Genomic DNA, 26,676 nt, shown 5'->3' on the forward strand with positions numbered 1-26,676 from the left:
TCTCCATAATAGAGAACTTAAAAAGCTCATTTTGTTTTGCTGGCATCATCATTAAATGATGTCAAAAATTGTTTTGCTTCAATACAACCGAAGTTGTTTGACGCTATATGTCTTAACGTTTTGCATGTTCAGTTTTCAATGTTCATTGTGTCGTTTTGTTTCGACAGCTTTATTATCTTATCAAATCTAACCATCAATGTCAACAACTTTTTTTAAGTTGTTTTTTTGAAATCAGAAGTAAAAATGAGAACTTGATAACTATACCACCCTATTTAACTATTCGTCAACAGTATTTTTAATAAAATAAGCGAAAATATAATAACAATCTATTCTGATAAGTCTTTTAAAACCTTTTAGACTTTCTAATCCCTCTCTCCATGCGCTTTAGACGGCTTTAATTCCTGATTTATTCATAAGCTAGAAGATCAATATCCTCCCACACGTATACTAGCTCATTAAGCTGCACTCCACCAATTTCAACTATTATACAATCAATCTTCTTTGCACCAAGCTTTTCATAAAACTTCCACGAAGGGTTATCCTCTAACACAAGCACTAACATAGATGAGATTCCCTGGTACTTTAGTGCTTTTACTATTGGTTTAATCAGTAGTTTTCCGACACCTTTCCCCTGATACTCTTGCAAAATATAAATGGCATATAACTCTCCATTATACTTAGAGTACTTCCTACTTCGTTCCTTGCCACCAGAAGCAAAACCAATCACTTTTCCTTCTTCATTTTCCGCTACATATACTTCTCCATCCGGTATAGCAGAATACCAATACTCTACTCTTTTTTCATAGGAAAGGTTTTTTAGGAAATCCTCTGGAACAATGTTTATATAAGTAGATTTCCAGCTTTCTACGTGAACTCTTGCGATACCCTCTGCATCTGAAGGTGTTGCTTTTCTTATTTGCATCACTACAATTTCCCCCCATTATCTTTTCGAGTTTCTACTATATAAACTATTTCTCTATTATCTCTTTATATCCCTCTTCTTGAAATACAAAAAAAGAGAGGCACTTGGCCCCTCTCGATAGCTTGAAAATTATAAGAATATGAAGTAGGCGACAAATATTACCCATAGCCCATACATTATCGGATGAATCTCTTTTATTCTTCCAGCTACAATCATCGTGATTGGATAGAATATGAAACCAATTGCTATACCAGTTGCAATTGAATAAGTTAATGGCATTGCAATTACAACAAAGAATGCTGGAACTGCTACTTCAAATTTCGTCCATTCTATACTTCCTAAAGATGAAACCATAAGTGCACCCACTATAATTAATGCTGGTGCAGTTACATAAGAAGTTACTACATCTAATACAGGATAGAAGAACAATGATAATAACAAGAGAACCCCAGTAACAACTGCCGCAAACCCTGAACGAGCACCTGCAGCAACACCGGCTGTAGATTCTACATAAGATGTAGTAGTTGAGGTACCAGCAACAGCTCCGGCAGTTGTAGCAATAGCATCTGCTAGTAAAGCTTTACCTGCACGAGGCAATTTATTATCTTTCATTAACCCTGCTTGGTTCGCAACGGAAATTAATGTTCCAGCTGTATCAAAGAAGTTAACAAATAAGAAGGTAAGTACTACAATTAAAAATTGTGATGTCATTAAAGATGCTGGGTTTTCAAAAATAGGTTTGAGTGCTGCCCCGAAAGTTGGTTCCATACTTGGAACCTCTCCAACAATCGCATGAGGAACTTCTACTAACTTAAAGATCATACCTACGATAGCGGTAATCAACATACCGTAGAAAATTCCGCCCTTAACGCCTTTAACCATCATAATAACTGTTATAATAAGACCAAAAATTGTTAATAGAACATTTGGGTCAGCTAAATCACCAAGCGCAACAATCACATCAGGATTACCAACGATAATCTTTGCATTTTGTAAACCAACAAAGGTTATGAATAAGCCTATCCCTGCTCCTACTGCATATTTAAGCTCAGATGGGATGGCATTAATAATAGTTTCACGAATACCTGATAAAGAAAGTAAGATAAAGATTACCCCGGCTACAAAAACACCAGTCAAAGCGATTTCCCATGGAATTCCGAATTTCAGTACTACAGTGTAAGCGAAGAAAGCATTGAGACCCATACCAGGTGCCAAGGCAATCGGGTATTTAGCCAGGACACCCATTAAAATAGAACCTAATGCTGCTGCGATTGCGGTAGCAGTGAAGACTGCCCCTTTATCCATATACATAGATTCAGGTAATCCAGGCACTGATTCTAGTGATAACGTCATAGGGTTTACCACTAAGATATAAGCCATAGCTAAGAACGTTGTTAATCCACCAATAATCTCGCGGCGATAGTTAGTTCCTAATTCCTCAAAACGAAAATACTTTTTCATAAGTTCCTCCATTTTTTGTCGCGATAACGAAAAAAAGTATACAACCATTTTCGGTCGTATACATGTACTATCCCCAATAAGTGAATATAAATAGGCTCACTCATCGTAGTCGAATCATTTACGGTGATTCGGTAGAGACTTTTGGGCCTTATTCCCAACGTTATACGACGACATAATTAAATTATATATGTAATATAACACCGAATTATGCCGAAATCAATACTAAATACGAACATTATTTAATATAACCAAATAATAGTTCGTTTTCTGCTTATAAGCAAAATAATTTTCAAAGTAAAATAGACCTATATTTCTTAGAATAAAAATATCTTGGAAAACCTATAAAATAGGCAGTCCAAGGTTTTATTTATACTATTCCCACTCATAGTAGCATGTGGCTTACTCGTAATATCATAAAGCACGCGCCAACCATTTATATATAACGCTTTTTATCAAAACAGAAAAACCCGTTCAGATCGTGTAATTCTTGTCCTCATTTGTAGCCTGGTGAACCCCCTGTTTACAACGTTATTAGTTTGAATAATGGCTATGTCGTTTCGAATGGGATATCTGATGACGAGTTTTTTTGTCACCGAATCTGAAATTTAGGAGAATAATAAACTCTATCTTCAATTTTTAAAAAAGGACTTCGAATAAGAAAAACATAGGGAGATTTTAGTCTTCCTATGTTTTCATTCATATTAATTATCTGTTTGTTTTTGTTTCTTTTTCAAATACTCCGCACGTATTTTTTCAAGTTGCTGCTTTTTATCAAATTTGGCAGGCTTGTGTTTTTCATGATACTTTGCCACAACTGCCTTACCTTTGGTATCCAATTGGTATTTTCCCACTTTGTTCACCTTCTTTTCTTGTCTTTAAAGAGAATCTATTCAACAAATATAATATACCTTACTTTACTGAATTAAACCTTTTTACTTCATTAGTGTACTGCCTAACCTTGTATATATCAGTAAAAACTTATTAAAATAATTCTTAGCCAAATGGTATTCATTATACTTATCTTTACGACCAAAAATTTCTGTTTCATTTTAATGTAAAATGACAATAAAGTTATTTAATTTTAAAAGAACAAACAAACATAACCCCTTTCTAAATTTAGAACGGGGTTAAAATATAATCGTTTAACTTTTGATGAAAGGTACTTTGCTACACTAAAAATATAACAATAAAGTCGTTTAAAAATCTAAGTTTTTTGTTCTATAATCGCGTTTGGAAATTCATTTTGCTAATTTCTTAAGTACATAATTCCCTTTTATACCTGCTGAATTTTAGTTTTTTTACTACTGTTGATTACCAAGTTAACAATTAGCCATACAACTTGAATTATTAAGGGAAGTATAAAGGCGATTAATAAAACTATAAATGCTGCTAATTTTGCCTCAAGTGTTTGAATTGCACCTGCACCATCAACATCCCTTAACCAAACGAAAGCCGTACCTACTGCAAAAATGACAACCCAAAAAGTGTTAGCAATCCACCAAAAGAACCAAAGCTTTTTCATATTCTCACTCCTTATCTTTCATCACAATTGCTGATAGCAATCGAAAATCAAACATTTTATTTTATGTACTTTCGTTCCAGTACTTACTTCTTTATATTTGTATCTTACAGTGCGAATGAACTCCTGTTAATGGACCTGAGATATATTTAAAGCTAGGGCTTGAGATGTATAAAATCCAACTGTTTCCTTCATTTCACTGTATAGACCATTTGTTAAATAGAATGACTCGCATTTTTAAAAATTTTATTATTTTTTAAACGACTTTAAAGTCATCAATCAAGTTCCTAATTTTAACTAAACAAAAAACCTCTTCTAGTTATTTGTTATAAATAACTAAAAGAGAGTTTAATTTTTGAAATATAAATAGTTGTACGTTAATCACTGATAGTTCTTAACATACTAGGCTAGACATGGATATGACTACGTTTAACCTGTTTAGATTATATTACTGAAGAGTACTATTCCCACTCAATCGTAGCTGGTGGTTTACTCGTAATGTCATACAGTACGCGGTTGATGTGTGCTACTTCGTTTACTAAACGAACAGATACTTTTTCTAGAACGTCCCATGGGATACGTGCCCAGTCAGAGGTCATACCGTCGATAGATGTTACTGCACGGATGCCAATTGCGTAGTCGTACGTACGGCCATCGACCATTACGCCTACTGAACGGATGTCTGGTAGTACGCAGAAGTATTGCCAAATATCTATGTTATGATAAATTTAAAATTCAAATTTTTAGTAATTACAACATTTAAATAGTAGCACGAAATTCACAATAAAATATCAATAAATATAAGGATTAATTTAAATTGAAAAACTCTCTGTTTCAACTAATACAATATCTCTAATTAGTTTATTCAGTATATATTTATTATCATCATCAATATTTGGGACAATTAAAGCCCTAACTTCTTCTTCTGTGATAAATAGGTTACTAAAGTTATACATCAGTTGTTTTCTATAAATATAATTATAAACATATGCTTTTCTTATTTGTTCTCGGACAAATTTTTTATGATATATATTATATAATTCTTCAACTTTAAATAATTTTATATTCCCCTCAATCTTATTGAAAATATTGGGAGGTGCTGAAGAATAATCCACTTTAATATTAAAATCATCATTTATACCTAATAGTGCTGACACGTAGTCTATCTCTGCCTCGTCTTCAATTTTTAACTGTTCAATAATATTGGGTACAATTTTTTCTTCTACATTCGGGATTAACATTTTACGAAATTTGATATACTCTATAACTCCTTTTTCATAAGGAGTATAGTAATTTTCTAAATCAACTGTACGTGTTCTCTTAAAATCTGAATTACAAACTTTACAAGCAGGAATTAAATTATAAATAGAAACCGCAAATATCGGATATTTTCCTTTATCTATGAAGTGATCTAAAGTACCTCTTGTTGTTCCACTTTCTGATTCATATAAAAATATAAATTGGGTACCGCATAGAGGGCAAATATTGATATCTAATAAAGCTTGTAATTGATATGCATTAAATACAGAATCGCTATAAAAGTATTTATATTCAGCATGAAACATTTTCTTAAGTTTATTATGTACCCTTTTCTTAGTAGATTCAGTAGATATTCTATTCAATACCTCTGTGTACTCTTCTTTAATTTTATATAATGTTTCTATATCACTTAATACTATTTCTTTAAAACGGTCTATTACAAACTTAAATACATCCTTACCTAATTTACTTCTTTCACTACAATAAGCTGCCTCGAGTTTTTTGTTAATTCTACCATTTTTATTTACATTTTCTTCTCCAAAAATAAATTCTGTATGTCTAGAAATAATCTCTTCTGTCAAATTTAACTCAATCAATTTTATCACTTCGATTCTTGATTTTATTTAATTCAGATTCGAGATATTTAATACGGTATTCAATTGAATTATTTGAAGCTAGGACAACTTTTTCATTATAAATTTGTAATAACTTATTTTTTATTAATGGTTCGCCTATTAAATCTATGAACTGCTTATATTTCTCTTTATTTGCATCTACTTCATTTGGAGTAGCATTTAAAAATTCTTTGATAAAACCATTTATTTTATTCTTAGCAAATTTCCCCATTAATCCATCACTTATAAAAAATGAATTCGTAAACAATTCATTAATATTAGCACCAAAAGTTCTAATACTACCTTCTAAATCATTTTTTGTTAGTGAACTTTTAGATAAGAATGTCACATTGCTATTTGGAAAATCTGATAAGACAAAAGGTGAATGTGTAGTTAAAATTACTTGTACATTTCCTTTGAATAAAATTTCAATCAATCTTAAAAAGTAATATAACCAATCTTTTTGCCATTGAGGGTGAAAATATAAATCACATTCATCAAGTAATAATAAATAGTTATAGTCTTTTAATTTGTCAGATACTGTGAATTTTTCTAAATCATCTTCCATTTCAAAGTATTCTTCATTGAGATCCATTTCATTTAAACTCGATAATAAATCTTCTTCTACTTCATGTAATGCATTATAAAATCTACCAAAAAGATTTAACAGCCCCAATTGTCCACTACTCATATCAGACCAATGTAAGCTAATTAATCCTTGGGAGTAAAAGTTTTCTCTATAATATTTAATGAATTTAGAAGTAGCTTCATCATTAATTAAATAATGGGTTTCATTTAAACCTTTATAAATTTTTATCTCTCTGGTTAATTCTAAAAGCGTTGTATATTTCTCACCTATGCTATTTAGCTTCGATTTTATTTCCGATAAGTTTTTTACTTGCAAAAGTTTTAATACTTTAAGAATTCCTTTATAAATGATTTTAATTATGTCGCTATCATTGGATCCGTAGAAAAATGCTTCCTCAACCATGTCTTCATGTAAATCTGGATACTTTCTCAAAACCTTAGCTACTTCAATACAATAATTTTTTAGGATATCTAAAGTTAGAGTATCAATTAACTCATTATCTGGTTGAAAATTAAAATACATATTAGCAACATCATCAAACGAAAAGTCATTTATAAATTTCTCGAATTTTTCAGATAGCATGGATAAATTTATATTTTGTTTACCATTTTTTATAAAGATTTTATTTGGGAGTTCTAACATCTTACCTATTTCTAAAGTATCTAGATACTCATTAGAAAAGAATATTTGATTTGTAGAATCTGCATCTAATACCATCGCGGCATTGTCATAGGTAGCTAATAGTTCATTTGTTGTTATATTCATAATACTTGGGAGATCCTTTAATCTAGGATTTCCAAAATCTTTTAATTCGTTTTCATAAACCTCTATATTTCTATTCTTATTATCAAAATAACGTACATCAAACACATTAGAAAAAAATATAGTAACTAAATTTCCCAAGATAGGATCAAGAGATTCATCTTTTAAAGAAACTATATTTGACTTATCTTCAATTCTGACATCAATATTAGTATCTATATAAAGTTTCCCCATATCTTCAAATATAGTTATATATCCATTCTCAAAACTACCTTTTTGTATATATTCAAGGATAAAATCTAGTAAAGTGGATTTCCCTGTACCATTCTCTCCAACTATCGCAGACATATGAATATTGATATCACTTTTATCTACCTCAAAAAAATCTTCAACAAAGTGGTTATTAGGTTTAACACTAATTTGTTTTTCCTTAAATTCAATAATATACTTACTACCAAAATTAGTTTGAAAGTTTCTTATTTTTTTATATTCCTCAATCCAAACAAATATCAGATTCATAAAATCCTCCAAAATTATCCGTTTTAAATAGAGTATCATGATAAAGTATTTGCTACAAAAAGTTTTTGAAGTAATTTGTATATAGAGAAGACGTTAGATAGTAGTAGATACACCTCTTTATACCCTTATGTTGGGGATACATTATTAGTCACTAAAGCGGATCGGATCGCACGTTCCCTTTCACAATTAGAAAAGAGTGTAACAGATCTAACTTCACTTGTGTGACTGTTAACATTTTAAATATGGGGATCTTTACAGCAGAAAATATGGATAATCCTATGACTAAGTTATTGTTTAATGTACTAGGTGCATTTGCAGAATTTGAACGATCAATGATTATCGAACGTACACAAGATGGTATTAAAGAAGCTAAGTTAAAAGGTGTTAAGTTCGGTAGGAAGTCTAAGACATATAAAATTGAAGGTGCATTATCACATGCAATTGAAATGGTTGAACGCGGTGAATTGTCGCAGCCTGAAGCAGCAGAATACGCTAAGTGTAGTATCGCTACTTTTAAACGTCGCATAAAGGAATATAAACAGCAAAAAGAGGAGGTTTAATAGCCCCCTCTTTTATTGTGCATATTTAATTTGATTTTTGTACATATCCTATATATATATGGTATTGGTATTGCTATTTATATCTAAATTTATTTTTGCACAATAAAGTACAATTTTCTATTTGTTTTTACCACAACATCTTTTATACTTTTTACCACTTCCGCAAAAACAAGGCTTTTTTCTTCCACCAGTGTTTGGTTCTGTTTTGCTTTTAGGTATATAAGGATTTTCTTCAAAATAGTGATCTAAATAAACAATATTTCGATCTGTTAGTTCTGTTCTATAAACCGGTTTAAATTGTTTAGATACTTTATTTTTTAAATGCTTAATTGATTCTGGTTCCATTAGAAAATTAATTAAATCTTCTTCGTCTGGTACATCACCTTTCCAAGCATCACTATATTTTATTAAGACGTGAGTGTCTGATTTTTTTCCAAATCCCCCATAATAACTTTCAGGATTCGTGAAAAACTTACCTAATGTTGAAACATCCGTTATATATACTCCATCTAACTCTAAAGGAGTGTAATTATAAACATTTGTACAAAGAATCTTTATGATATTACTTTGACAATCCAAATCAAATCTCAATTTTTCATTAATAATTTCAAAATCTTGTTTTAAAATCATTTCTCTTCTATTTAATTGTTCAATTCCTTCTTTAATAATATCCATATTTTTAAAATGGTCTTTCCCTGTATATGGTTGGAACATGTTCTTAAATTCTATGATAATAGTTGTATTACCCATTTTAGCAATTAAATCATATTCAATTTCCTTCCCATCAGAAGCCGCAAACTTAATATTACTTTCTATATTCAAATATTTGTTCTTTTCAAGTATTCTTGTTACTGATTTTTCAAATCCAAAACCTTTTTTTGCAATTTTAAAACCACACTGTTTAATCCATTCTTGAACAGCTTTTTGTATATTTAAGTGAGTAAATAAATACGGCGTATATATTACAGTTTGGTTATCAATATGTACTAAAGGTTTAGAAAATAAGTCGTATCCTCGATTTAAGGTTGAACCATACACAAAAATATCTATTACCCTTAAAGAAAGTTCTTCTGAATAACCTTTAATTATTGAAAATGATTTAGCTAACTTGTCTTTCCGTATTTTCGGTACTAAGAAACTAAAATCACCATCAATACCTTCTTCTGGATATTTTTTATCTTCGCTAATAAGGCTAATAGTTATCATAAATTCTAAGAAATTTAAAATCAAATCCACATTAACTTCATTTTTAGACAATTTAAAATAGTATTCATCTAAAAATTTCAGTTCAATGTCAATTTTTTTTTTTGCTATCACCTTAATTGTGTTATATTCTACTTCCGTTAAATTATTAATAAGATCTAATGTCCCATATTTTGATAATTTCTTTATAAGTTCATAGGCTTTTCTTACATCACTTTCCTGTGCTTTAGTTGTTAGTAAGGCCTTGGAGTTAATTTGATAATTTAATCTATTCACACCGTAAAAGTTAGCTAATTCAACTTCTTCTATCTTTGGTACATAACAAAATATATTCTCATTAGTTTCTGTAGTCTTCTCAATGAAGAATCCCCAGTCTTCGTATTTAAATTTTTCCCATAAAGTAGTTAGAACTAAGCGTTGTTGTGTTACATATAGTAATTCTTCAAATCCTCCATCATTATATGGAGAAATTTTATTTTGAACTATTGGGCTTCCTAATTTCTCACTTCTTTTTTTGAAATATAAAAAAGGTATAATCAAATTGATAATTTCTACTAAAGTATCTAATATTTCATTTAGAGAGACTTTTACTTCATGACCTATACTTTCAAATTCATGTGATTTGTTCGCAACAAATTCATCAAATCCTGTGAGTATATTTTTATTAATTGGACTATATTTATCTGTTTTGGAAAGTGTATATTGATCTTGTAAATAGCTTAATAATGTCTGAATTTGAATATCAAGTGGTTTTTTAATAAATTGATTCGCATTTAGTCTGTCCGTATTAGTCGATAAATTAAAATATAAACTTTCATAAACTCCATAAATTATATATATATCATTTAAAAATTTTGGTGGAAACTCTGTTGATTTCTCAAATATTCCATCTACAACATCAGTTAAAAAGGTAAAATCATTTATTGTATAATCCATACTTATTACATCTTTAAAAAAACTTTGAAAGACTATATTTCTTTTAAAATTTCCTGGATTGCTTTGAAACAACTCAAACAAGTTATCAATAAAATTTTGTTTATCTACTAAGTATGTACTTTTTAATTTTTCCATAACAACACCCCTATTCAGTAAAATTTTACCATGAGTCCAGAGTTGAGGACAACGGCTTGGTGCAAAAAATGAATGCCTATATTTTAGAAACTAATCTAATAGAATCTAAAACATAGACAGCCATTTGCTTATGTATGTACATGAATCCGTCATTTGAGGTATCCGTATATGTATGCCCTTGTTATGTGTCCTTTCGAACAATTCACCTACTATCTACTTCTGCCCCCGGATAGTGCTTGTAATCCTTTATACTTGCCTTACACGTAGCGTAAATGCTTATCCTACTGTTACGAGGAACTCGGCAACAATTACAATCAACGGTGAATACTGCTTAGCCGTAACTAATCAGATCTTCCACTCCTAGCCGTTAATGGTCGCTAACACCATTCAGATACTTGCACTAACAAGGAAGTACTTTATTGTATCCTAGACTTAGTTATTGCAGCGGTTAAGTCATAACCTTTCAAGTTTATTTTTGATTGGTGTGAGTAGGCATTCCACCAAAGAATTTTACCTAAAAAAGGCAATAGGAAACTAGACCTTTACAGATTTACTTTTTTTCAAGTAAAATAAAGGCATTGAAATTCGTATTTAATTTACAAGGTTAAAACGATTTGTACTAACGTGTCGCAAAACACTTAGGACGTGGGAAGGTGTTAGTTGCACCTTCTCTTTTTTTGTCTATTTAATCCTCACTTTATTAAGTGGTGATTTAATCCTCCCTATTTCAAGAATTGTTTCTGTTACCAAACCTCTTAAATAATTCGATGTAATTTGAGTATCATAATGCCCCATTAAACGACTTAAACTGTAAATATCCAATCCGTTTTTTAGCTACTTATGTGCAAAGTAATGGCGGCAATCATGTGGTGAACATCTAACCTCTTTTCTCACGCCGGCATTTTTACAATGTTCCTTTAGAATCTTATTTATCCGCGAACGTGATAACCTCATAGCTGATTGATCTAAAAAGTAATAGCCCTCTATTTCGGCTTTACGCTTACGTTTAAAACGGTGTTTCTTTAGTTCTTCATATTTCCGCATATACTTTCGCATGATCTGTGATATATAAATTTGCCGCTGCTTAGATCCTTTACCATTAATCGTAATATGTTTAAATGGAACATCACTTACTTTAATATCACATAGTTCACTAACACGTATTCCAGTATCAAATAGCATAATTAAAATTAACTTATCGCGTACATTTGGTTTCTTCTTCAACGTCACACAGTATTCTTTTTACTTCTTCATCTGTAAACGTCTTAATGATCCGCTTTTCTTCCTTCAAGTTTTTAATACGTCGCATAGGATTTTTAAACTCATCAATCCATTCTTCATCTACTAGCCCATTAAAGAACACCCTTAATGTAGCTATGCTGCTATTAATCGTTATCGCTTTCTCAACGCCTAAACTTAAACAATGGCGGATATATTCTTTAATATGTCGCGGTGTTACATCTTCAATTTCTGTAATACTGTATTCCTCTACCATGAAGGTAAGCCAACGATTTAAGCGATATGTAGTTAACTCCATATACTTTTCTTTACGCCCTTGTATTTGCTGATTAATTTTAAAGTCATCAATCAACTCACTAATTTTAACCAAAACAAAAAGACCCCCTTAAAAGTTACTTGTTATAAATAACTAAAAAGAGAGTCTTATATTTAACATATGAATAGTTGCACGTTAATCACATATTTAGGGATTAACAACTGCATTAGACATTGGTATGACTGCCTTTACACCTTTTATAGGTATAAAGTATTATTCCCACTCAATCGTAGCTGGTGGTTTACTCGTAATGTCATACAGTACGCGGTTGATGTGTGCTACTTCGTTTACTAAACGAACAGATACTTTTTCTAGAACGTCCCATGGGATACGTGCCCAGTCAGAGGTCATACCGTCGATAGATGTTACTGCACGGATACCGATTGCGTAGTCATAAGTTCTTGCATCTCCCATTACACCGACGCTACGGATATCAGGAAGTACAGTGAAGTATTGCCAGATATCGCGTTCTAAACCAGCTTTAGCGATTTCTTCGCGTAGGATTGCATCTGATTCACGCACGATTTCTAGTTTCTCTTCTGTTACTTCTCCTAATACTCGGATAGCTAGTCCAGGACCTGGGAATGGTTGACGCCATACGATTTCATCCGCTAAGCCAAGCTCTGAACCTAACTCGCGAACCTCATCTTTAAATAAAGTTTTAAGAGGTTCAATTAGCTTGAATTGCATGTCCTCTGGAAGTCCACCAACATTATGGTGAGATTTAATCGTTTGAGCAGTAGCTGTACCACTCTCGATAATGTCTGTATAAAGAGTTCCTTGTGCTAGGAAATCCATACCTTCTAGCTTAGAAGCCTCATCATCAAAAACATAGATAAATTCATTACCTATAATTTTACGTTTTTTCTCTGGATCAGATACTCCAGCCAATTTACTCATAAAACGCTCACGAGCATCAATTTTAATAACGTTCATATTGAAGCCTTCAGTGAAGGTTTTCATTACACCTTCTGCTTCGCCTTTGCGAAGTAGATTATGGTCAACGAACATACAAGTCAGCTGGTCACCAATTGCTTTATGGATTAACACTGCAACTACAGAAGAATCTACTCCGCCGCTTAGTGCACATAGAACTTTTTTGTCTCCAACTGTTTCTCGGATTTTTTCAATTTCCATCTCGATGAAGCTTTCCATTGACCAATCACCTTTTGCTTTACAAACATCAAATACGAACTGGCGAAGTAATTCTAATCCGTATACAGAGTGACGAACTTCTGGATGGAATTGTACTGCATATAAGCCTTTTTCAACATTAGCCATTGCTGCAATGTCACAAGATGGACTTGTAGCGATTACCTCAAAACCTTCTGGAGCTGCTGTCACATGGTCTCCATGACTCATCCACACTACATGGTTAGAAGGAAGATCACCAAACAATGTCGTTGGATTCTTTATATCTATTTCAGCTCTACCATATTCTCTTGTAAAAGACTTTTCTACTTTTCCACCAAATTGATAAGCCATCAACTGCATTCCATAGCAAATTCCCAAAATCGGAATATTTAAGTCATAGATTGCTTTGTCAATGTGAAAAGCGTTAGTGTCATAAACAGAATTTGGACCACCAGAGAAAATAATTCCTGTAGCGTTCATTTTTTTTATATCCTCTGCTGTTACTGTGTGAGGATGTAACTCACTATAAACTCCGAATTCACGGATACGACGTGTGATTAGTTGATTGTATTGACTACCGAAATCTAGAACAACAATCTTTTCTTGCTCTTTCAACAATGGAGTTGAAGACATATGCATTCCACCTCTTCTAATATTTGTGCCAATTCACTACGTATACAAAAAAACGCGTGCGAAAGTATCCTCTTTCTACGCGTTTATGCTTACTACATTAAAAGGTGAATGCCGCCACCTAAAAAAGGCATGACTGCATTCACCTTCATAGTCAAGTTATTAATGGTAACTTGGTAGAAACATCCGAACCATATTATCGGACATATACGAGGGCAACTGGTCAATTTAATTTGACTTCAGTTTACAGGTTGTTGAGGTTAAAATCAACCGCTTAGCTGATTGATTAAATATTCCCAACTTTCTCTAATTGACGCGTAATTGAGTTCAGTTTTATTGTTACCATAAAATCCTTGTTGATACGCTTTAGTTAGCCTTATCATATGAGTATCGCCAAAGTCCTTGTCTACTTTTCGTGCAAAGTCCATCAAGGTTTGACCTTGCTCTCTTACAAGGCCGCGACGACTCAATTGCCGTAGCAGCTGATGATACATTTTTTCGAAGGAATTCCAGTCATTTTTTCGCAGCCTTGATGTTGGGATTAAAACCTTTGACAACCATTTGCCTCGGTGTATGTAGGCAAATAAGCTTAAGATTCCAAGGATAATGACAAACCAAAGGATTGTCACTTTCTTCTTACTTATCCAGTCTATAATGGTTTGTAAAAAAGCTGTAAAGCTGAAAGACACTTCATCCTCTTTTTTAGATCCTTCGCTCTTAGGAGTTTCCTGTTGTTCTTCTGGCGTTAGTAGTTCGTCTGTCTGTTTCTCAACATCGTATACAATATTAGCGCTTGAAGAGAAGCCGATCGTTGGCTCAAACGTTATCCATCCCACATTTGGAAAATAAGCTTCTACCCATGAGTGTGCGTTATTGTTCGTTATCTCATAGACATCTCCCAAATTCTCCATATTCGTACGATCCCCAGGTGCAAAGCCCTTCACCCAACGTGCTGGAATATCAATAGAACGAAGTAAAACTACCATAGATGTAGAAAAGTTATCGCAATACCCTACCTTCGTATCAAACAGAAATTGGTCTACGTAATCGGTGTCCTTATCAGGTATTGCAGCCATTGTTTGGTTGTAGCTAAAACTATTTGATCTAAAATATCTTTCAATACTATTCGCCTTATCATAGAGGCTTGACTTGTCTTGTGTAATACTAACTGCTAGCTCTCTCACTCTATCTGGCAATGTATCTGGTAGCTGCAAATATCTATCAAAATCACTAGATAATGAATTCAAGCTCTCTGTATTAGTAGCACGCAACGCTTTCAGGCTGTACGTAGGCTCACTAAATGAAACATTGTAATCCCATAGACTAGAATTAGAGCTATTAAGAACCGAAATTTTTTGATTTAATGGGTTTCGTGTAAACATTGCTTCTTCATTTGTTTGTATGCTTTTAATGCCATATGGCTGAAGGATTAACGGAAAATCTTGTGCCATAACTATGTTGGCATCTGTTGTTAAATTATCTTCTCCTGGTGGTATATCGCTTTCAAATATCTCTCCAATTCCAAAGTTTTGAAGCTCTACCTCACTCTCCGACTGAATCCACCCTTTAGAGGTATATGTGTCCTTTGTTTCTACCTTCCAATATTGTTGTGTATTTACATCTGCCCAAAAAATAGGCGTATCATCGCTTTGGAAGGCACCACCTAACTGTTCATCATTTTCTCCATATCCAACCTTCTTTATGCCGCCTGTACCTTTCACTCCTCCCTCACGCTCGTCCACTTCAAGAGTAGAAGTAGTGAAAAAAGGAACAGGATCTGGCCAGATTGGTCCTGCTTTTGGCAAAGCATAAGCTGTGATACCGCTAATTGCAAGCAGCAGTATTAAGCTGCCGATGGAAGCAGTAATAAAAGTACCTTTAAGTGATATATTATTCTCTACCAATAGCTTTTGAATGTACAATAATCCCATAATTATAAATCCAGATATTAGAGTAGTGACTATGGAATCTTTACCACTATACGGGCTAAATGCATCCAAAATGGTTATAAATAATACCGTGAGGATAAAAAATAGCAGAAGTGTCTTCCGAACTCTAATCCAATAATTTAATAAGTAGGTCGTCATCCAAAGCAATACAAAAAATAAAAACGTACGGAATGGATCAGTAATCGCTCCCCATTCTTGACTAAAAATAGCAGACAAGTTATGTAGAAGCTCTACACCAAGATAATCTAAAGAAACCTTCGAGAAAAAGGAGTAATCAGTGTATATATAAACTATTATCCAACATATAAATAATAACTTAATAGGTATAGCAAGCTTCCAATCCAATTTAATAAAGTAAAAGAAGAATGAGATGGCCAAATAAAAGACAAACAATGACAAATGGTCTGTATCTGTCAATTCCATTACCGGCTTTAACCATTCCACCATCAAAAGACAAGTAAATATATAAATGAGAAGAGAAACTATTTTCTGCTGGTAGCTTTCTTTCATGAGCGATTCACCTCCATAAACGCTTGGGCAAAACGATCCTTCGTAATATTATGAACTTCAACTCCTCTACTTTTCGCATACTGGTAGAGGGCATTTTCATTTTTATTTGGTTTTTCGTCTTTATTTTTCACGACAAAACAACGACACACTCGCAGGTTTCCAGCATTTCGTTGTATCCCATCAACCCACTCATGTGTTAACTCGCTAGTAATGTATAACAATGAAGTTGCTTGAGCCAAAGTAGGCTCTTGCGATATTACTTGATCGATTGGCTTGTCTAAATCTGGCTGTACCTTCGTTAGATGATAAAGCACTCTATGAAGCTGTTCCTCATTTTCTACATTCTGTACGAAAAAACGATTCTGCCCTATAGATAGAAAAGCGCTACTAGCTTGGTGACGGACAATCGCCTGCATAATAGATGCAGATAAATCTACCACGTCCTCGAACATAGGAGACAAAGTCCGATCGATTAATATAAACAAATCCTGTGATTGACGATCCTCAAATTCCTTTGTTTTAAGGGTTTGAGTACGAGCAAATGACTTCCAGTGTATCCAGGATACTCGGTCCCCGGGCTGATAGGAGCGAACCCCCGTAGCCATAGAAGTATCCTTCATAACCTGAATTCTTGAGGCCGCTGCTCCCTGATCATACCTAGTTTCGATAGGAATATAAACCATATCCACTAGATTTGGAAAGACGAGTAAGGTTTTAGTATTAGGAATAAATACATTTTTTTTCACCCATCCGAACAAATCGCTTATTTCGATTGATGTTCCTTCTAATACATGCTCCCCACGAGGCATATGTTCAATTTCATATGTCCAGGTAAATTCTTTTTTCATACCCCAAAAGATGAGCTGTTTCTTAGAGCCTGTATGCAAAAGTGAATTACTCACTCTTTCTTCAAACCAAACAAACAGCAAGGGAAAGCTATCATTTCTTGTCACCTTGATTGTTGCAGAGAATTTTCCTCCGCTATATACCTTTCGTGTTTCAATCGTCCGCTCGGCCTCTAATTTGGATAGAGGATAAAAAAACAGGAGCACCGAATATAGAGCTATAGGGACAATGAGGTAAAAAAGAAACCAGCTCACAAATCCTCCCTGGAACATTGCGTAAACAAAAGCGACCACTAATAGAAGGAGGACTCCACCAATACCTTTAAGTTTCTTAAATCCCTCTAACCAACTATTCATCCGTTTACCTTCCTCTTTATAGGGACAGAAGTTCTTTTTACAACACGAGAAAGTACTTCCTCAGAGGATATACCATCATATCTTGCCTCTGGTCGAAGGATCACACGATGTCCAAAAACAAATGGCACTAAATACTGAATATCATCTGGAATAACATAGTCTCTCCCCTGTAACAATGCATACGCTTGTGAAGCACGCATTAGAGCAATAGAAGCACGAGGACTTACCCCTAGGTAAATATATGTATCAACTCTAGTTCTATTAGCAAGGTCTACAATATAGCCCTTCATGGTTTGATCCACGCTAACATGTTTCACTTGCTTTTGAAGATGAATAAGCTCTTCCAACGAAATGACTGGTTGAAGGCTGTCAATAGGAGAGGCATGCTCTAATCTATTTAACACTTCAATTTCTTCACTTGGATGTGGATAGCCCATTTTCACTCTCATCAAAAAGCGATCTAACTGAGCTTCTGGCAATGGATATGTACCCTCATGCTCTATAGGATTTTGGGTTGCCATAACAAAAAATGGCTTTGGTAGCGGCATAGTAATACCATCGATTGTTATTGATGATTCTTCCATTCCCTCCAATAACGCAGATTGTGTTTTTGGCGATGTACGATTAATCTCGTCAGCCAACACAATATTTCCTAAAATAGGTCCAGGTCGAAACTCAAATTCCATTTCCTTAGGATTATATATAGATACTCCTAATACATCTGATGGTAATAAGTCTGGCGTAAATTGTATTCTCTTAAACTCTGCTCCAATAGATTTAGCGAGAGCTCGTACCATCATAGTTTTACCCACTCCTGGTACATCCTCTAGTAATACATGTCCATCTGCCAAAAGTGAGATGACTGCTAATTCCGCAATGCTTTTCTTCCCTATCATAACTTTCTCTATGTTAGTAATAATTGCTTGAATCTGTGCTTGATCCTTCATATGGTTTCCCCCAAAACTATCATTAAATGATTAGTTAGAAAATTTTTATAATACACTCTAAGCATAACGAAAATAAAAGGATAAAACAATTTAAAAATTACTTATCCTATATAAAGAGTTATATTCTGCCAATTTTTTTGAATCCAAAATCTAGCTTAAAACTGTCTAAAATCTCTGCTGTAAAATTTATAATATATGAATTTAGTATCCAGTTCTTAATCCTATTTTTAAAATTTATAAAGCTGTACCTTAATTTAGACGACACTCATTTAAAAAGGATATATTTTGGAACTCAATCTATTTCATAATTTCAATTTAGTTAATGATATACGAACAAAAGAAGAATAGGCGGATACGTTCAGTAGGTAGAGCAATTAAATATATAGTTTTAATAAAAAGATAACTAAAAATAGTTCCCCTTTGATAAACGCAATAAAAAGCATGAAATTTCTATCTCTAGAAATTCCATGCTTCTATTACTTCCAAAAGTCATCGAAGATAGTTATTGGTAGCTGTCGTTTATGCTCGGAACGGTCGTAGAAGCCAACAATCTTTTCTTCTACTTCCTGTGATACCGTTTTTCCTTCTAAATAGTCGTCAATGTCATCATAGCTTACACCTAGAGCAACTTCATCTGGTAAAGCAGGACGATCTTCCTCTAAATCTGCAGTCGGAATCTTCGTATAAAGATGCTCCGGTGCTCCTAGATGTTTTAACAATTGTTTACCCTGTCTTTTATTCAAACGGAAAAGAGGAGTTAAATCTACTCCACCATCTCCATACTTTGTATAAAATCCAGTGACTGCTTCGGCAGCGTGGTCAGTACCAAGTACAATTCCATTATGCATTGCTGCTATAGAATACTGTGCCTTCATACGTTCTCTCGCCTTTTCGTTCCCTTTAGCAAAGTCGCTTAAGGTGATGCCAGCTTCCTTCAATGCACGGTCGCTCGCATCTACTGCTTCTTTAATGTTAATAGTTACACGCTTGCTTGGCTGGATGAAGCTTAATGCATCCTGGCGATCAGATTCATCAAATTGGACACCGTATGGCAGGCTTACAGCGATAAATGTATAAGTACCTGCGCCCATCTCTTCATTCAACTCATCTACTGCCATCTGGGCAAGCTTACCAACTAGTGTAGAATCCTGTCCTCCAGAAATACCTAATACCATGCTTTTTAAAAATGGATGCTTCTTTAAATAGTCTTTCATAAAATCGATACTTATACGAACTTCCTCTTTCGGATCAATCTCAGGCTTCACCTTCAAGGCTTCGATAATTTCTCTCTGTTTTTCAGACATTTTAATTCCCTCCATTATGTGCTATAAAATTATGTTCCATTTCCTTCACTTCTCGAATGTTACGCATTTTATTGTCCCAACACTTTTGGCTTAAATCGACTGGGTATTCCTCTGGGTTCAGAGATCGTTTATACTCCTCCCAAAGTAAATCTAGATTTTCATGAGCATATTGACGAACCTCGGTGAGCTCTGGATTTTCATATATGACTGCCCCGTTCTCTATAACCTTTACGTGTAATTCCTTTGCCTCAAAGTTCGTGACAAATTTAGAAACGAACGTATGAACAGGGTGGAACATTTTTAGACGTTCCTCGTGGGTAGGATCCTCGTCATGCATCGTAATATAATCACCTTCTGCTTTACCATTTTCTTTATCAATGATACGGTAGAGTCTTTTTTGGCCAGGAGTAGTCACCTTTTCAGTTGTAGAAGAGATTTTAATAGTATCCTCCATCTCTCCGGCCTCGTTTTCTATAGAAACAATTTTGTATACTGCTCCTAGTGCAGGCTGATCATAACCTGTGATGAGTTTAGTACCGATTCCCCAACTGTCTACTTTGGCACCTTGAGCTTTTAAGTTCAAAATTGTATACTCATCTAAATCATTTGATACAACTATTTTGGCATCTGGGAATCCAGCAGCATCTAACATTTTTCTTGCTTCCTTCGATAAGAAAGAAATATCTCCTGAATCTAGACGAATACCGATAAAGTTTATTTTGTCTCCTAGCTCCTTAGCTACCTTGATAGCAGTTGGTACACCTGTTTTCAAGGTGTTATAAGTGTCTACTAGGAATACACAATCCTTGTGTCTTTTCGCATATGAAAGAAAAGCATCGTATTCACTCTTATATGCCTGCACCATTGAATGTGCATGTGTTCCAGCGACTGGAATACCAAACATTTTTCCGGCACGAACATTGCTAGTTGCTTCAATTCCTCCGATAAATGCAGCACGGGTTCCCCATATAGCGGCATCCATTTCCTGAGCTCTTCTAGAACCAAATTCCATTGCTACTTCATCCTTGACCACCTGCTTGATGCGTGACCCTTTAGTGGCGATTAACGTTTGGTAATTTACGATGTTCAATAGTGCAGTCTCCACTAATTGTGCCTCAGCAAGAGTTGACTCGACTCGAATAATAGGCTCATTAGGAAATACTAATTCCCCCTCCTTCATCGAATAAACATCGCCAGTAAAGCGAACAGTTTTTAAATATTCAATAAAATCATCACGATACCCAAGCCCATTTTGTAAATATTCTAAATCACTTTCTGAAAAATGGAAGTCTCTTAAGTATTCGAGACATCTTTCAAGACCAGCAAAAATTCCATACCCATTTCCAAAAGGAAGTTTACGGAAAAATAATTCAAAAACTGCTTTTCTCTCATGCATATTATCAGCCCAATAGGCCTCTACCATATTTATCTGATATAAATCAGTATGTAATGCTAAACTGTCATCTGGATATTTTTTTCTCATGATGATCTCCTTCTCATAACTATTGAACTTAGTATACACTATTTACCCTTTTGCATGAAAATTAACCACTAGAATAGCGAGGATAAAGCTCCTTGGTTTCTGAGAAAAAGGAATAGCTGATTTCCGCTTTAGTTAAGATACTTACCGCGGATCCCCGTCGCTTACGCTTCGTTTTTAGGATGACTTATCTATCTTCCTCTTGTCGATTCAATCAATATGTAATAGATATTAATGCATAGGTAGCAAACTACTATTTATAAAATTACAAATAAATTTTTTTCCTTTTTGAACACTCAAAACCATTTAATCCTTTACCCCACAAGAAAACCAGCCCAAAACAGGACTGGCTAAGTGGCCTATCTTATTATTTACCTAAAGGGGATATGACCGTCAAGACATAATCGGCAACGGCGTCAATTTCCTCCTGCGTTAATGTATCTTTAAAGGATGGCATAGAAGTTCCTCCATTAGTGATTCGCTCTATTACGTTTTCTCTATTTTCCGCGAATTTACTATCCTGTAGATTCGGCCCATTATGTCCATTCGCACCTTGATCTCCGTGACAAGCTATACAGCTATTTGTGTATACTCCAAGGCCAAAATCAGAGCTAACCGTCTCGCCTTCCGTTTCTTCAGTAACGTCTACCTTTTCTTTTACAGAGCCATCGATCACTTGCCCTTCTGGTAAAGTGCCCCCAAGCTTAAAGGTATAGATTTTATCTCCATGCTTCGAGCCCGCTAAAGCATTACCTGCTGCATAAATTGAAATGTATTGTTCACCATTTATTTCATAGGTGATCGAAGGAGCATTGGCTCCTGCATCCATCATGTACTCCCATAATTGGTCGCCTGTTTTTGCGTCAAAAGCAATGAGTCTTCCATCGTTATGACCTACAAATACAAGGTTCCCTTTAGTAGTTAAAACCCCACTATATGCTTGTGCATCCCAGTTTTGCTGCCACACAATTTTATTTGTTTTCACATCTAACGCGGTGACTGTTCCTCTAACCGGCGCATTAGAAACTGGCTGCATTATACTTCCGATATACATTGAGCCTTCTTCAAAAGCTTCTTCTTCTTGTCTTGCAAATGAAAAATAATTATCATTCCCTAACACATAGAACAATTCAGTATCAGGATTATATGCAGAAGGTGGCCAGTTTGCTCCGCCTGCTGGACCTGGCTTAAGCGTAATCGGCTCCTCCCAGAAAGGAGTAAAAATGTCTCCTATTTGACCTTCAAATTCATCTCCTAGATCCTTATCCACGTCCTCCTGGAAAACTCCTTGAGGCACAAAAGCATCACCTACTGGGAAAGGTTGTGTTGGAGAGGTTTTTTGTTCTGCCAGTTGCGGAACTGGCTTCTCTTCAATTCCAATAAGAGGTGTCCCATCTGTCCGATCTAAAAAATACACCCAGCCAGTTTTTCCTGCCTGCCCTAGTCCCTTTCTCATAACCCCGTCCTTCTCTACGTCAAACAAAACAACAGGGTTTGCTGGATCCATATCCCATATATCATGATGTACTTCCTGGAAGTGCCAAACGTAATCTCCATTTTCAGCATTTATCGCAACAACTGAGTTAGCGTATAAATTGTCTCCCTCTCGATTACTACCGTCTAAGTCCGGAGCCGTATTGCCGGTAGCAAAGTAAATATATCCAAGCTCTGGATCAACAGCTGGAGTGTTCCATACAGGGCCTCCACCAGTCAACCATGAGTCATTGTCCGGCCATGTATCGCCATTTATATCTCCTGGTCCCGGTATCGTATAGAATCGCCATACCTCGTATCCTAAATCAGCATCATATGCCATTACACGACCACGAATTCCGTATTCTCCACCTGCTACACCGGTATAGACCTTACCATTATAGTAAAGAGGTGCACTAGTAACGGTATAGCCTTCCTCCCATTCTGCCACTTTTGTTTCCCACTGCAATTCCCCGGTTTTTTGATCAAGTGCGATTAGACGAGCATCTAGTAAACCAGCATATACTTTACCATCTCCTACGGCTAAACCTCTTGTTGTCCAGCCACAGCAAACGGTATCCATCTCTTGACTAATATCAGGTTCGTAGGCCCAAATTTGTTCTCCCGTTTTTGCATCTAGAGCAAAAATGTCATTTGCTCCAGTCGCCACGTACATAATTCCATCAACGACTAATGGAGTTGCCTCCCCCGAATACTTTGGCTCTGCCCCAGACCCTAAGCTCGTTACCCATGTCGGCTTCAAATCTCCAATATTTTCAGATGTAATCTGATCGAGAATAGAATACCTCCTATTATAGTAATCTCCCCCATGAGTCACCCATTCCTTAGAAGAATATTCTACTTTTATATTTGGATTAGATGGACTTGGTGTCACCTTTCCTTCTATCTTCTGCTCTTCTGTTTTGGTCTCCTGTACGACTTCCACTTCTTGTGGCACAACAGGCTGCACTTCTTCCTTGTTCTTGTCTGCAATAAGATAAAGCCCAAATATCACGACCATGGCAATACAGCTACCTACAAATATTTGAGATATGACTGATGATTCTCTTCTTCTACGCATTTCCTTTCCCCCCTTTATTATTCCGAACTACTAAAGAAAATAGATTCAATACACTACAAAATATGCGCAGAAATTATTTTTAATTCTCTCAAAAGGAAATACAGTCACATATTTAACAAATAAATGTGAGGTAACGTTAATAGAATTTCCTGTTCTATCGGGCCATGACTATTCAAATCTCTCTAAAGTTAAGAAAGTGCCAGCCTAGTAAACTATCTCCTCTCAAGCCTATTTTCCTATGTAGATTTTCACCTAGCTAAAGGCGGACAAAGGTATGTAATTGCATGGAAGCATATGCTTTCTTTTCGTAAAAAGAGCTTGCATGAAACCCAAGATTGACTACTCTTTTATTTTACGTTGATAATCACTCGCATCCATTTCTTCCTCTTAAAGCTTTTGTTTTACATATGATGGACATCCTAGTTGTTCGGAGCGACCTCCTAGTGGACAAACGCGCGGGGGCTCGATCCATGCCCCCTGAAAAGCGTCCAACGTAGCAGAAATCAACGGCAGAGAAGTAGATAAAAAAGCCCCGAAAATTTTACGAATAGTAAAATTTCCGAGGCTTCTGATTTTGTTAGGTGTGTTTTGTTCCAGCATTACTTAAATGATTATTTAGTTAAATCTTGGCAGCCCTTATAAATGAGGTTGAAGAGCTCTTCAATATCCTCTTCTTCTACACATGAGAAGGCTACACGGATATCCGTTTTATTGCTAGCAATAACACCGACTCCATACTGATCTAATAGGTGTAAACGAAGCGTTTCTGCATCTAGATTGTGAAGTTTTAGGCACATAAAGTAGCCAGAGTTAAATGGATAGTATGTCCAGTAAGCATCAAATTTTTCATTTGCGAGTACTTCTTTTGTTTTAATGGCTCTACCTTGCATAATGTTAAATTTTTCTTGCTTTTCCTTTGGGAATTCATCTGACTGAAGAGACTCAAGGATCATCGTTTGTGAAATGTGAGAACCACTAGAGATTGTACCTCGGATAATTCCCTTAGTTTTTTGCTCCAATGCATCTAAAACATCTGGCCCTGCTGCGTAGGTGATAAACCCAACGCGAAGACCCCAGACATAATTTTCTTTTGTTGCCCCATCTATTTTGATAGGTAAGATATTAGAATGAGCACCTGCAAGCAGAGCAAAAAGAGATTCCTTAATAGAATCCTCATAGAATAAACCAAAGTAAGCATCATCTAATAGTACTATTAAATTCAAGCCTCCATCTGCCGCTTCCTTCAAGGCTTCCACTATTGCTTCTCCTTCTTGAATAGATGGAGTAAAGCCAGTAGGATTGTTCGGGAAGTTTAACACGACAATTGCTTTTCCTGTTTGCTTCAATAGTGTTGTACGGAAACCTTCTACATCAAAGCCCCCATCTCCGTTAAATAGAGGGAATGTTTCTACTCTGCCACCTCGTCTAACTTGAAAGACTGTATTGTAGTTACCCCAATAATGATCAGGAGTAATTAACACATCTCCCGGATTCACAAATAGATCAGCAACAATACTTAACCCATGGGTTAATGCATTTGTAACAATTGGCAATCCAAAGTTTTTTCCTTGAAGAGAGGGGTTATCGATAAGTAATTTTTCCTTCCAAGCAGAACGAAGTGCTTCCTTTCCTTGCGGCGGAGCGTATGGATAAATGTCACTTGGATTATAATCTACTTTATTTTGGATGTGGCGAAAATGCATCGGCTCTCCATTTTCAATAGCTATTCCAATTGTAGCGTTAAAGCGGTGCGCTTTTTTCCCAGCCTCCGCACTTTGACTCAATATTCCTTTGGGATAGTATAAATCCTTGCCTAAATCGGATAACATATTAAAAATTGCTGGATTTTCTTTTTGCATCTTTTCATTTAATTGGACAGCTAAAGTATTCATCTATTGGTACCTCCAGAATTTCTATTTTAAAAACATTGTACTCTATTTTATTCAGGGATTGTATCCTTTCTCATAATATATTGAGTATTCCACGAGGTTGTCACGACTATTTATCTTCAATTTCTAGCAAAATAGGACAATGATCGCTGCCTAAAATATGCGAATCAATCGAAGCGCTCTTTAGTCTAGGAACTAACTTTTGAGAAGCAATAAAATAATCGATGCGCCAACCAATATTACGCTCCCTTACCTTACTCATATAGGACCACCACGTATAGGCACCCTCTTTGTCAGGATGGAAGTACCGGAATGTATCTACAAACCCTTCCTCCAAAAGGGAGGTCATTTTCCCTCTTTCCTCTATAGTAAATCCTGAATTTCCTCTATTAGATTTAGCATTTTTTAAATCTAGTTCGGCGTGAGCAACATTCAAGTCTCCACACATGAGGACGGGCTTTACTGTATCCAGCTGCTTTAAGTATGTACGCATTTCGTCTTCCCATTCTAATCTATAAGGGAGTCTTGTTAAATCACGTTTGGCATTTGGGGTATACACATTTACCAAGTAAAAATCCTCGAACTCCATCGTAATGATACGTCCCTCATCCTCCGTTTCAAATTCACCTACACCATATTTAACGGAAAGAGGCTTTATCTTAGTGAAGATAGCCGTTCCCGAGTACCCTTTTTTCAATGCATAATTCCAGTATTGCTCATAGCCTTCTAGCTCTAAGAGGATCTGACCTTCTTGAAGCTTCGTCTCTTGCAGACACACGACATCAGCATTTACTTCCTGGAAGTAATCTAAAAATCCTTTGTTTACACAGGCTCTTAACCCATTTACGTTCCACGATACTAACTTCATTTTAGTACCTCCCAATAAGAAAAGCGCATGGCGCCCTTGCAGTGTTAATTTTTCTATATATGTACTTACTCAAAAGCATACAGAGCAAAATATGCTTGATTTCACCGGAGTCTACGCCTAGTGCACCTATTGAAAAATATAGCACGAAAGCAAGACAACTTCTTTGTATTGAAT

Annotated in this window: 18 protein-coding genes, 2 pseudogenes and 2 riboswitches; of the genes and pseudogenes, 1 reads left to right on the forward strand and 19 read right to left on the reverse strand. The window is 35.1% G+C overall.

Annotation, left to right across the window (positions count from 1 at the left end):
• Positions 1 to 406: 406 nt before the first annotated feature.
• The 7 genes and pseudogenes from H9650_RS17795 to H9650_RS17825 all read right to left on the reverse strand — a co-directional run bounded on the left by H9650_RS17795 (position 407) and on the right by H9650_RS17825 (position 7,646).
• Complete coding sequence (locus tag H9650_RS17795; RefSeq protein WP_191697871.1) at positions 407 to 922, reverse strand: GNAT family N-acetyltransferase; 516 nt, start codon at positions 920 to 922, stop codon at positions 407 to 409.
• Positions 923 to 1,051: 129 nt separating this feature from the next.
• Positions 1,052 to 2,383, reverse strand: coding sequence for an NCS2 family permease (locus H9650_RS17800; RefSeq protein WP_191697814.1), 1,332 nt, complete (start codon positions 2,381 to 2,383; stop codon positions 1,052 to 1,054).
• Between the two features lie 86 nt (positions 2,384 to 2,469).
• Positions 2,470 to 2,571: riboswitch (purine riboswitch) on the reverse strand.
• A gap of 513 nt (positions 2,572 to 3,084) precedes the next feature.
• Complete coding sequence (locus tag H9650_RS17805) at positions 3,085 to 3,234, reverse strand: hypothetical protein (protein ID WP_186318291.1); 150 nt, start codon at positions 3,232 to 3,234, stop codon at positions 3,085 to 3,087.
• Positions 3,235 to 3,656: 422 nt separating this feature from the next.
• A complete protein-coding gene (locus H9650_RS17810; protein ID WP_191697816.1) occupies positions 3,657 to 3,905 on the reverse strand; it encodes a DUF3923 family protein in 249 nt (82 codons plus the stop codon).
• A 458-nt stretch (positions 3,906 to 4,363) separates the two neighbouring features.
• Positions 4,364 to 4,615: pseudogene (locus tag H9650_RS17815) on the reverse strand (GMP synthase (glutamine-hydrolyzing)); the annotation flags it as partial.
• Between the two features lie 99 nt (positions 4,616 to 4,714).
• Positions 4,715 to 5,758, reverse strand: coding sequence for a hypothetical protein (locus tag H9650_RS17820; RefSeq protein ID WP_191697818.1), 1,044 nt, complete (start codon positions 5,756 to 5,758; stop codon positions 4,715 to 4,717).
• Complete coding sequence (locus H9650_RS17825; RefSeq protein WP_191697820.1) at positions 5,751 to 7,646, reverse strand: AAA family ATPase; 1,896 nt, start codon at positions 7,644 to 7,646, stop codon at positions 5,751 to 5,753. The genes H9650_RS17820 and H9650_RS17825 overlap by 8 nt, the downstream gene beginning before the upstream one ends.
• A gap of 132 nt (positions 7,647 to 7,778) precedes the next feature.
• Here H9650_RS17825 and H9650_RS17830 point away from each other — a divergent pair.
• Positions 7,779 to 8,206, forward strand: a pseudogene (locus H9650_RS17830) (recombinase family protein); the annotation flags it as partial.
• Between the two features lie 117 nt (positions 8,207 to 8,323).
• Here the strand turns inward: H9650_RS17830 and H9650_RS17835 are convergent.
• From H9650_RS17835 to H9650_RS17885, 12 genes are all read right to left on the reverse strand, one after another.
• Complete coding sequence (locus H9650_RS17835) at positions 8,324 to 10,480, reverse strand: NERD domain-containing protein (RefSeq protein ID WP_191697822.1); 2,157 nt, start codon at positions 10,478 to 10,480, stop codon at positions 8,324 to 8,326.
• An 834-nt stretch (positions 10,481 to 11,314) separates the two neighbouring features.
• On the reverse strand, positions 11,315 to 11,710 hold the full coding sequence (locus H9650_RS20520) for a tyrosine-type recombinase/integrase (protein WP_318245422.1): 396 nt from the start codon (positions 11,708 to 11,710) through the stop codon (positions 11,315 to 11,317).
• Complete coding sequence (locus H9650_RS20525; RefSeq protein WP_225216158.1) at positions 11,676 to 12,089, reverse strand: tyrosine-type recombinase/integrase; 414 nt, start codon at positions 12,087 to 12,089, stop codon at positions 11,676 to 11,678. Before H9650_RS20525 ends, H9650_RS20520 begins: the two co-directional genes overlap by 35 nt.
• A gap of 159 nt (positions 12,090 to 12,248) precedes the next feature.
• Positions 12,249 to 13,802, reverse strand: coding sequence for a glutamine-hydrolyzing GMP synthase (guaA, locus tag H9650_RS17845; RefSeq protein WP_144540853.1), 1,554 nt, complete (start codon positions 13,800 to 13,802; stop codon positions 12,249 to 12,251).
• 128 nt (positions 13,803 to 13,930) lie between these two features.
• Positions 13,931 to 14,032, reverse strand: a riboswitch (purine riboswitch).
• Positions 14,033 to 14,065: 33 nt separating this feature from the next.
• Positions 14,066 to 16,258 (reverse strand): DUF4129 domain-containing transglutaminase family protein, encoded by a 2,193-nt coding sequence (locus H9650_RS17850; RefSeq protein WP_191697824.1) that lies wholly within the window; start codon positions 16,256 to 16,258, stop codon positions 14,066 to 14,068.
• Positions 16,255 to 17,460, reverse strand: a complete 1,206-nt coding sequence (locus H9650_RS17855; RefSeq protein WP_151112689.1) for a DUF58 domain-containing protein — start codon at positions 17,458 to 17,460, stop codon at positions 16,255 to 16,257. Before H9650_RS17855 ends, H9650_RS17850 begins: the two co-directional genes overlap by 4 nt.
• Positions 17,457 to 18,407, reverse strand: a complete 951-nt coding sequence (locus H9650_RS17860) for an AAA family ATPase (protein ID WP_191697826.1) — start codon at positions 18,405 to 18,407, stop codon at positions 17,457 to 17,459. Before H9650_RS17860 ends, H9650_RS17855 begins: the two co-directional genes overlap by 4 nt.
• Before the next feature lie 476 nt (positions 18,408 to 18,883).
• Entirely contained in the window at positions 18,884 to 19,711 is an 828-nt protein-coding gene (gene nadE, locus H9650_RS17865; RefSeq protein ID WP_144540842.1) for an ammonia-dependent NAD(+) synthetase, read from the reverse strand.
• Position 19,712: 1 nt separating this feature from the next.
• Positions 19,713 to 21,194, reverse strand: a complete 1,482-nt coding sequence (locus tag H9650_RS17870) for a nicotinate phosphoribosyltransferase (RefSeq protein WP_144540839.1) — start codon at positions 21,192 to 21,194, stop codon at positions 19,713 to 19,715.
• Positions 21,195 to 21,558: 364 nt separating this feature from the next.
• A complete protein-coding gene (locus H9650_RS17875) occupies positions 21,559 to 23,745 on the reverse strand; it encodes an outer membrane protein assembly factor BamB family protein (protein WP_191697828.1) in 2,187 nt (728 codons plus the stop codon).
• A 611-nt stretch (positions 23,746 to 24,356) separates the two neighbouring features.
• Positions 24,357 to 25,637, reverse strand: coding sequence for an aminotransferase class I/II-fold pyridoxal phosphate-dependent enzyme (locus H9650_RS17880; protein WP_191697829.1), 1,281 nt, complete (start codon positions 25,635 to 25,637; stop codon positions 24,357 to 24,359).
• Positions 25,638 to 25,743: 106 nt separating this feature from the next.
• On the reverse strand, positions 25,744 to 26,502 hold the full coding sequence (locus H9650_RS17885) for an exodeoxyribonuclease III (RefSeq protein ID WP_154309930.1): 759 nt from the start codon (positions 26,500 to 26,502) through the stop codon (positions 25,744 to 25,746).
• Positions 26,503 to 26,676 lie beyond the last annotated feature (174 nt).

The organism is Psychrobacillus faecigallinarum (assembly GCF_014836595.1).
In the GTDB taxonomy this organism is placed as follows: Bacteria; Bacillota; Bacilli; order Bacillales_A; family Planococcaceae; genus Psychrobacillus; species Psychrobacillus faecigallinarum.

Coding starts and splice junctions, on each gene's coding strand:
- H9650_RS17795 (WP_191697871.1), bottom strand. CDS start 922: ATGCAAATAAGAAAAGCAACACCTTCAGATGCAGAGGGTATCGCAAGA.
- H9650_RS17800 (WP_191697814.1), bottom strand. CDS start 2,383: ATGAAAAAGTATTTTCGTTTTGAGGAATTAGGAACTAACTATCGCCGC.
- H9650_RS17810 (WP_191697816.1), bottom strand. CDS start 3,905: ATGAAAAAGCTTTGGTTCTTTTGGTGGATTGCTAACACTTTTTGGGTT.
- H9650_RS17825 (WP_191697820.1), bottom strand. CDS start 7,646: ATGAATCTGATATTTGTTTGGATTGAGGAATATAAAAAAATAAGAAAC.
- H9650_RS17835 (WP_191697822.1), bottom strand. CDS start 10,480: ATGGAAAAATTAAAAAGTACATACTTAGTAGATAAACAAAATTTTATT.
- guaA (WP_144540853.1), bottom strand. CDS start 13,802: ATGTCTTCAACTCCATTGTTGAAAGAGCAAGAAAAGATTGTTGTTCTA.
- H9650_RS17850 (WP_191697824.1), bottom strand. CDS start 16,258: ATGAAAGAAAGCTACCAGCAGAAAATAGTTTCTCTTCTCATTTATATA.
- H9650_RS17855 (WP_151112689.1), bottom strand. CDS start 17,460: ATGAATAGTTGGTTAGAGGGATTTAAGAAACTTAAAGGTATTGGTGGA.
- H9650_RS17860 (WP_191697826.1), bottom strand. CDS start 18,407: ATGAAGGATCAAGCACAGATTCAAGCAATTATTACTAACATAGAGAAA.
- nadE (WP_144540842.1), bottom strand. CDS start 19,711: ATGTCTGAAAAACAGAGAGAAATTATCGAAGCCTTGAAGGTGAAGCCT.
- H9650_RS17870 (WP_144540839.1), bottom strand. CDS start 21,194: ATGAGAAAAAAATATCCAGATGACAGTTTAGCATTACATACTGATTTA.
- H9650_RS17875 (WP_191697828.1), bottom strand. CDS start 23,745: ATGCGTAGAAGAAGAGAATCATCAGTCATATCTCAAATATTTGTAGGT.
- H9650_RS17880 (WP_191697829.1), bottom strand. CDS start 25,637: ATGAATACTTTAGCTGTCCAATTAAATGAAAAGATGCAAAAAGAAAAT.
- H9650_RS17885 (WP_154309930.1), bottom strand. CDS start 26,502: ATGAAGTTAGTATCGTGGAACGTAAATGGGTTAAGAGCCTGTGTAAAC.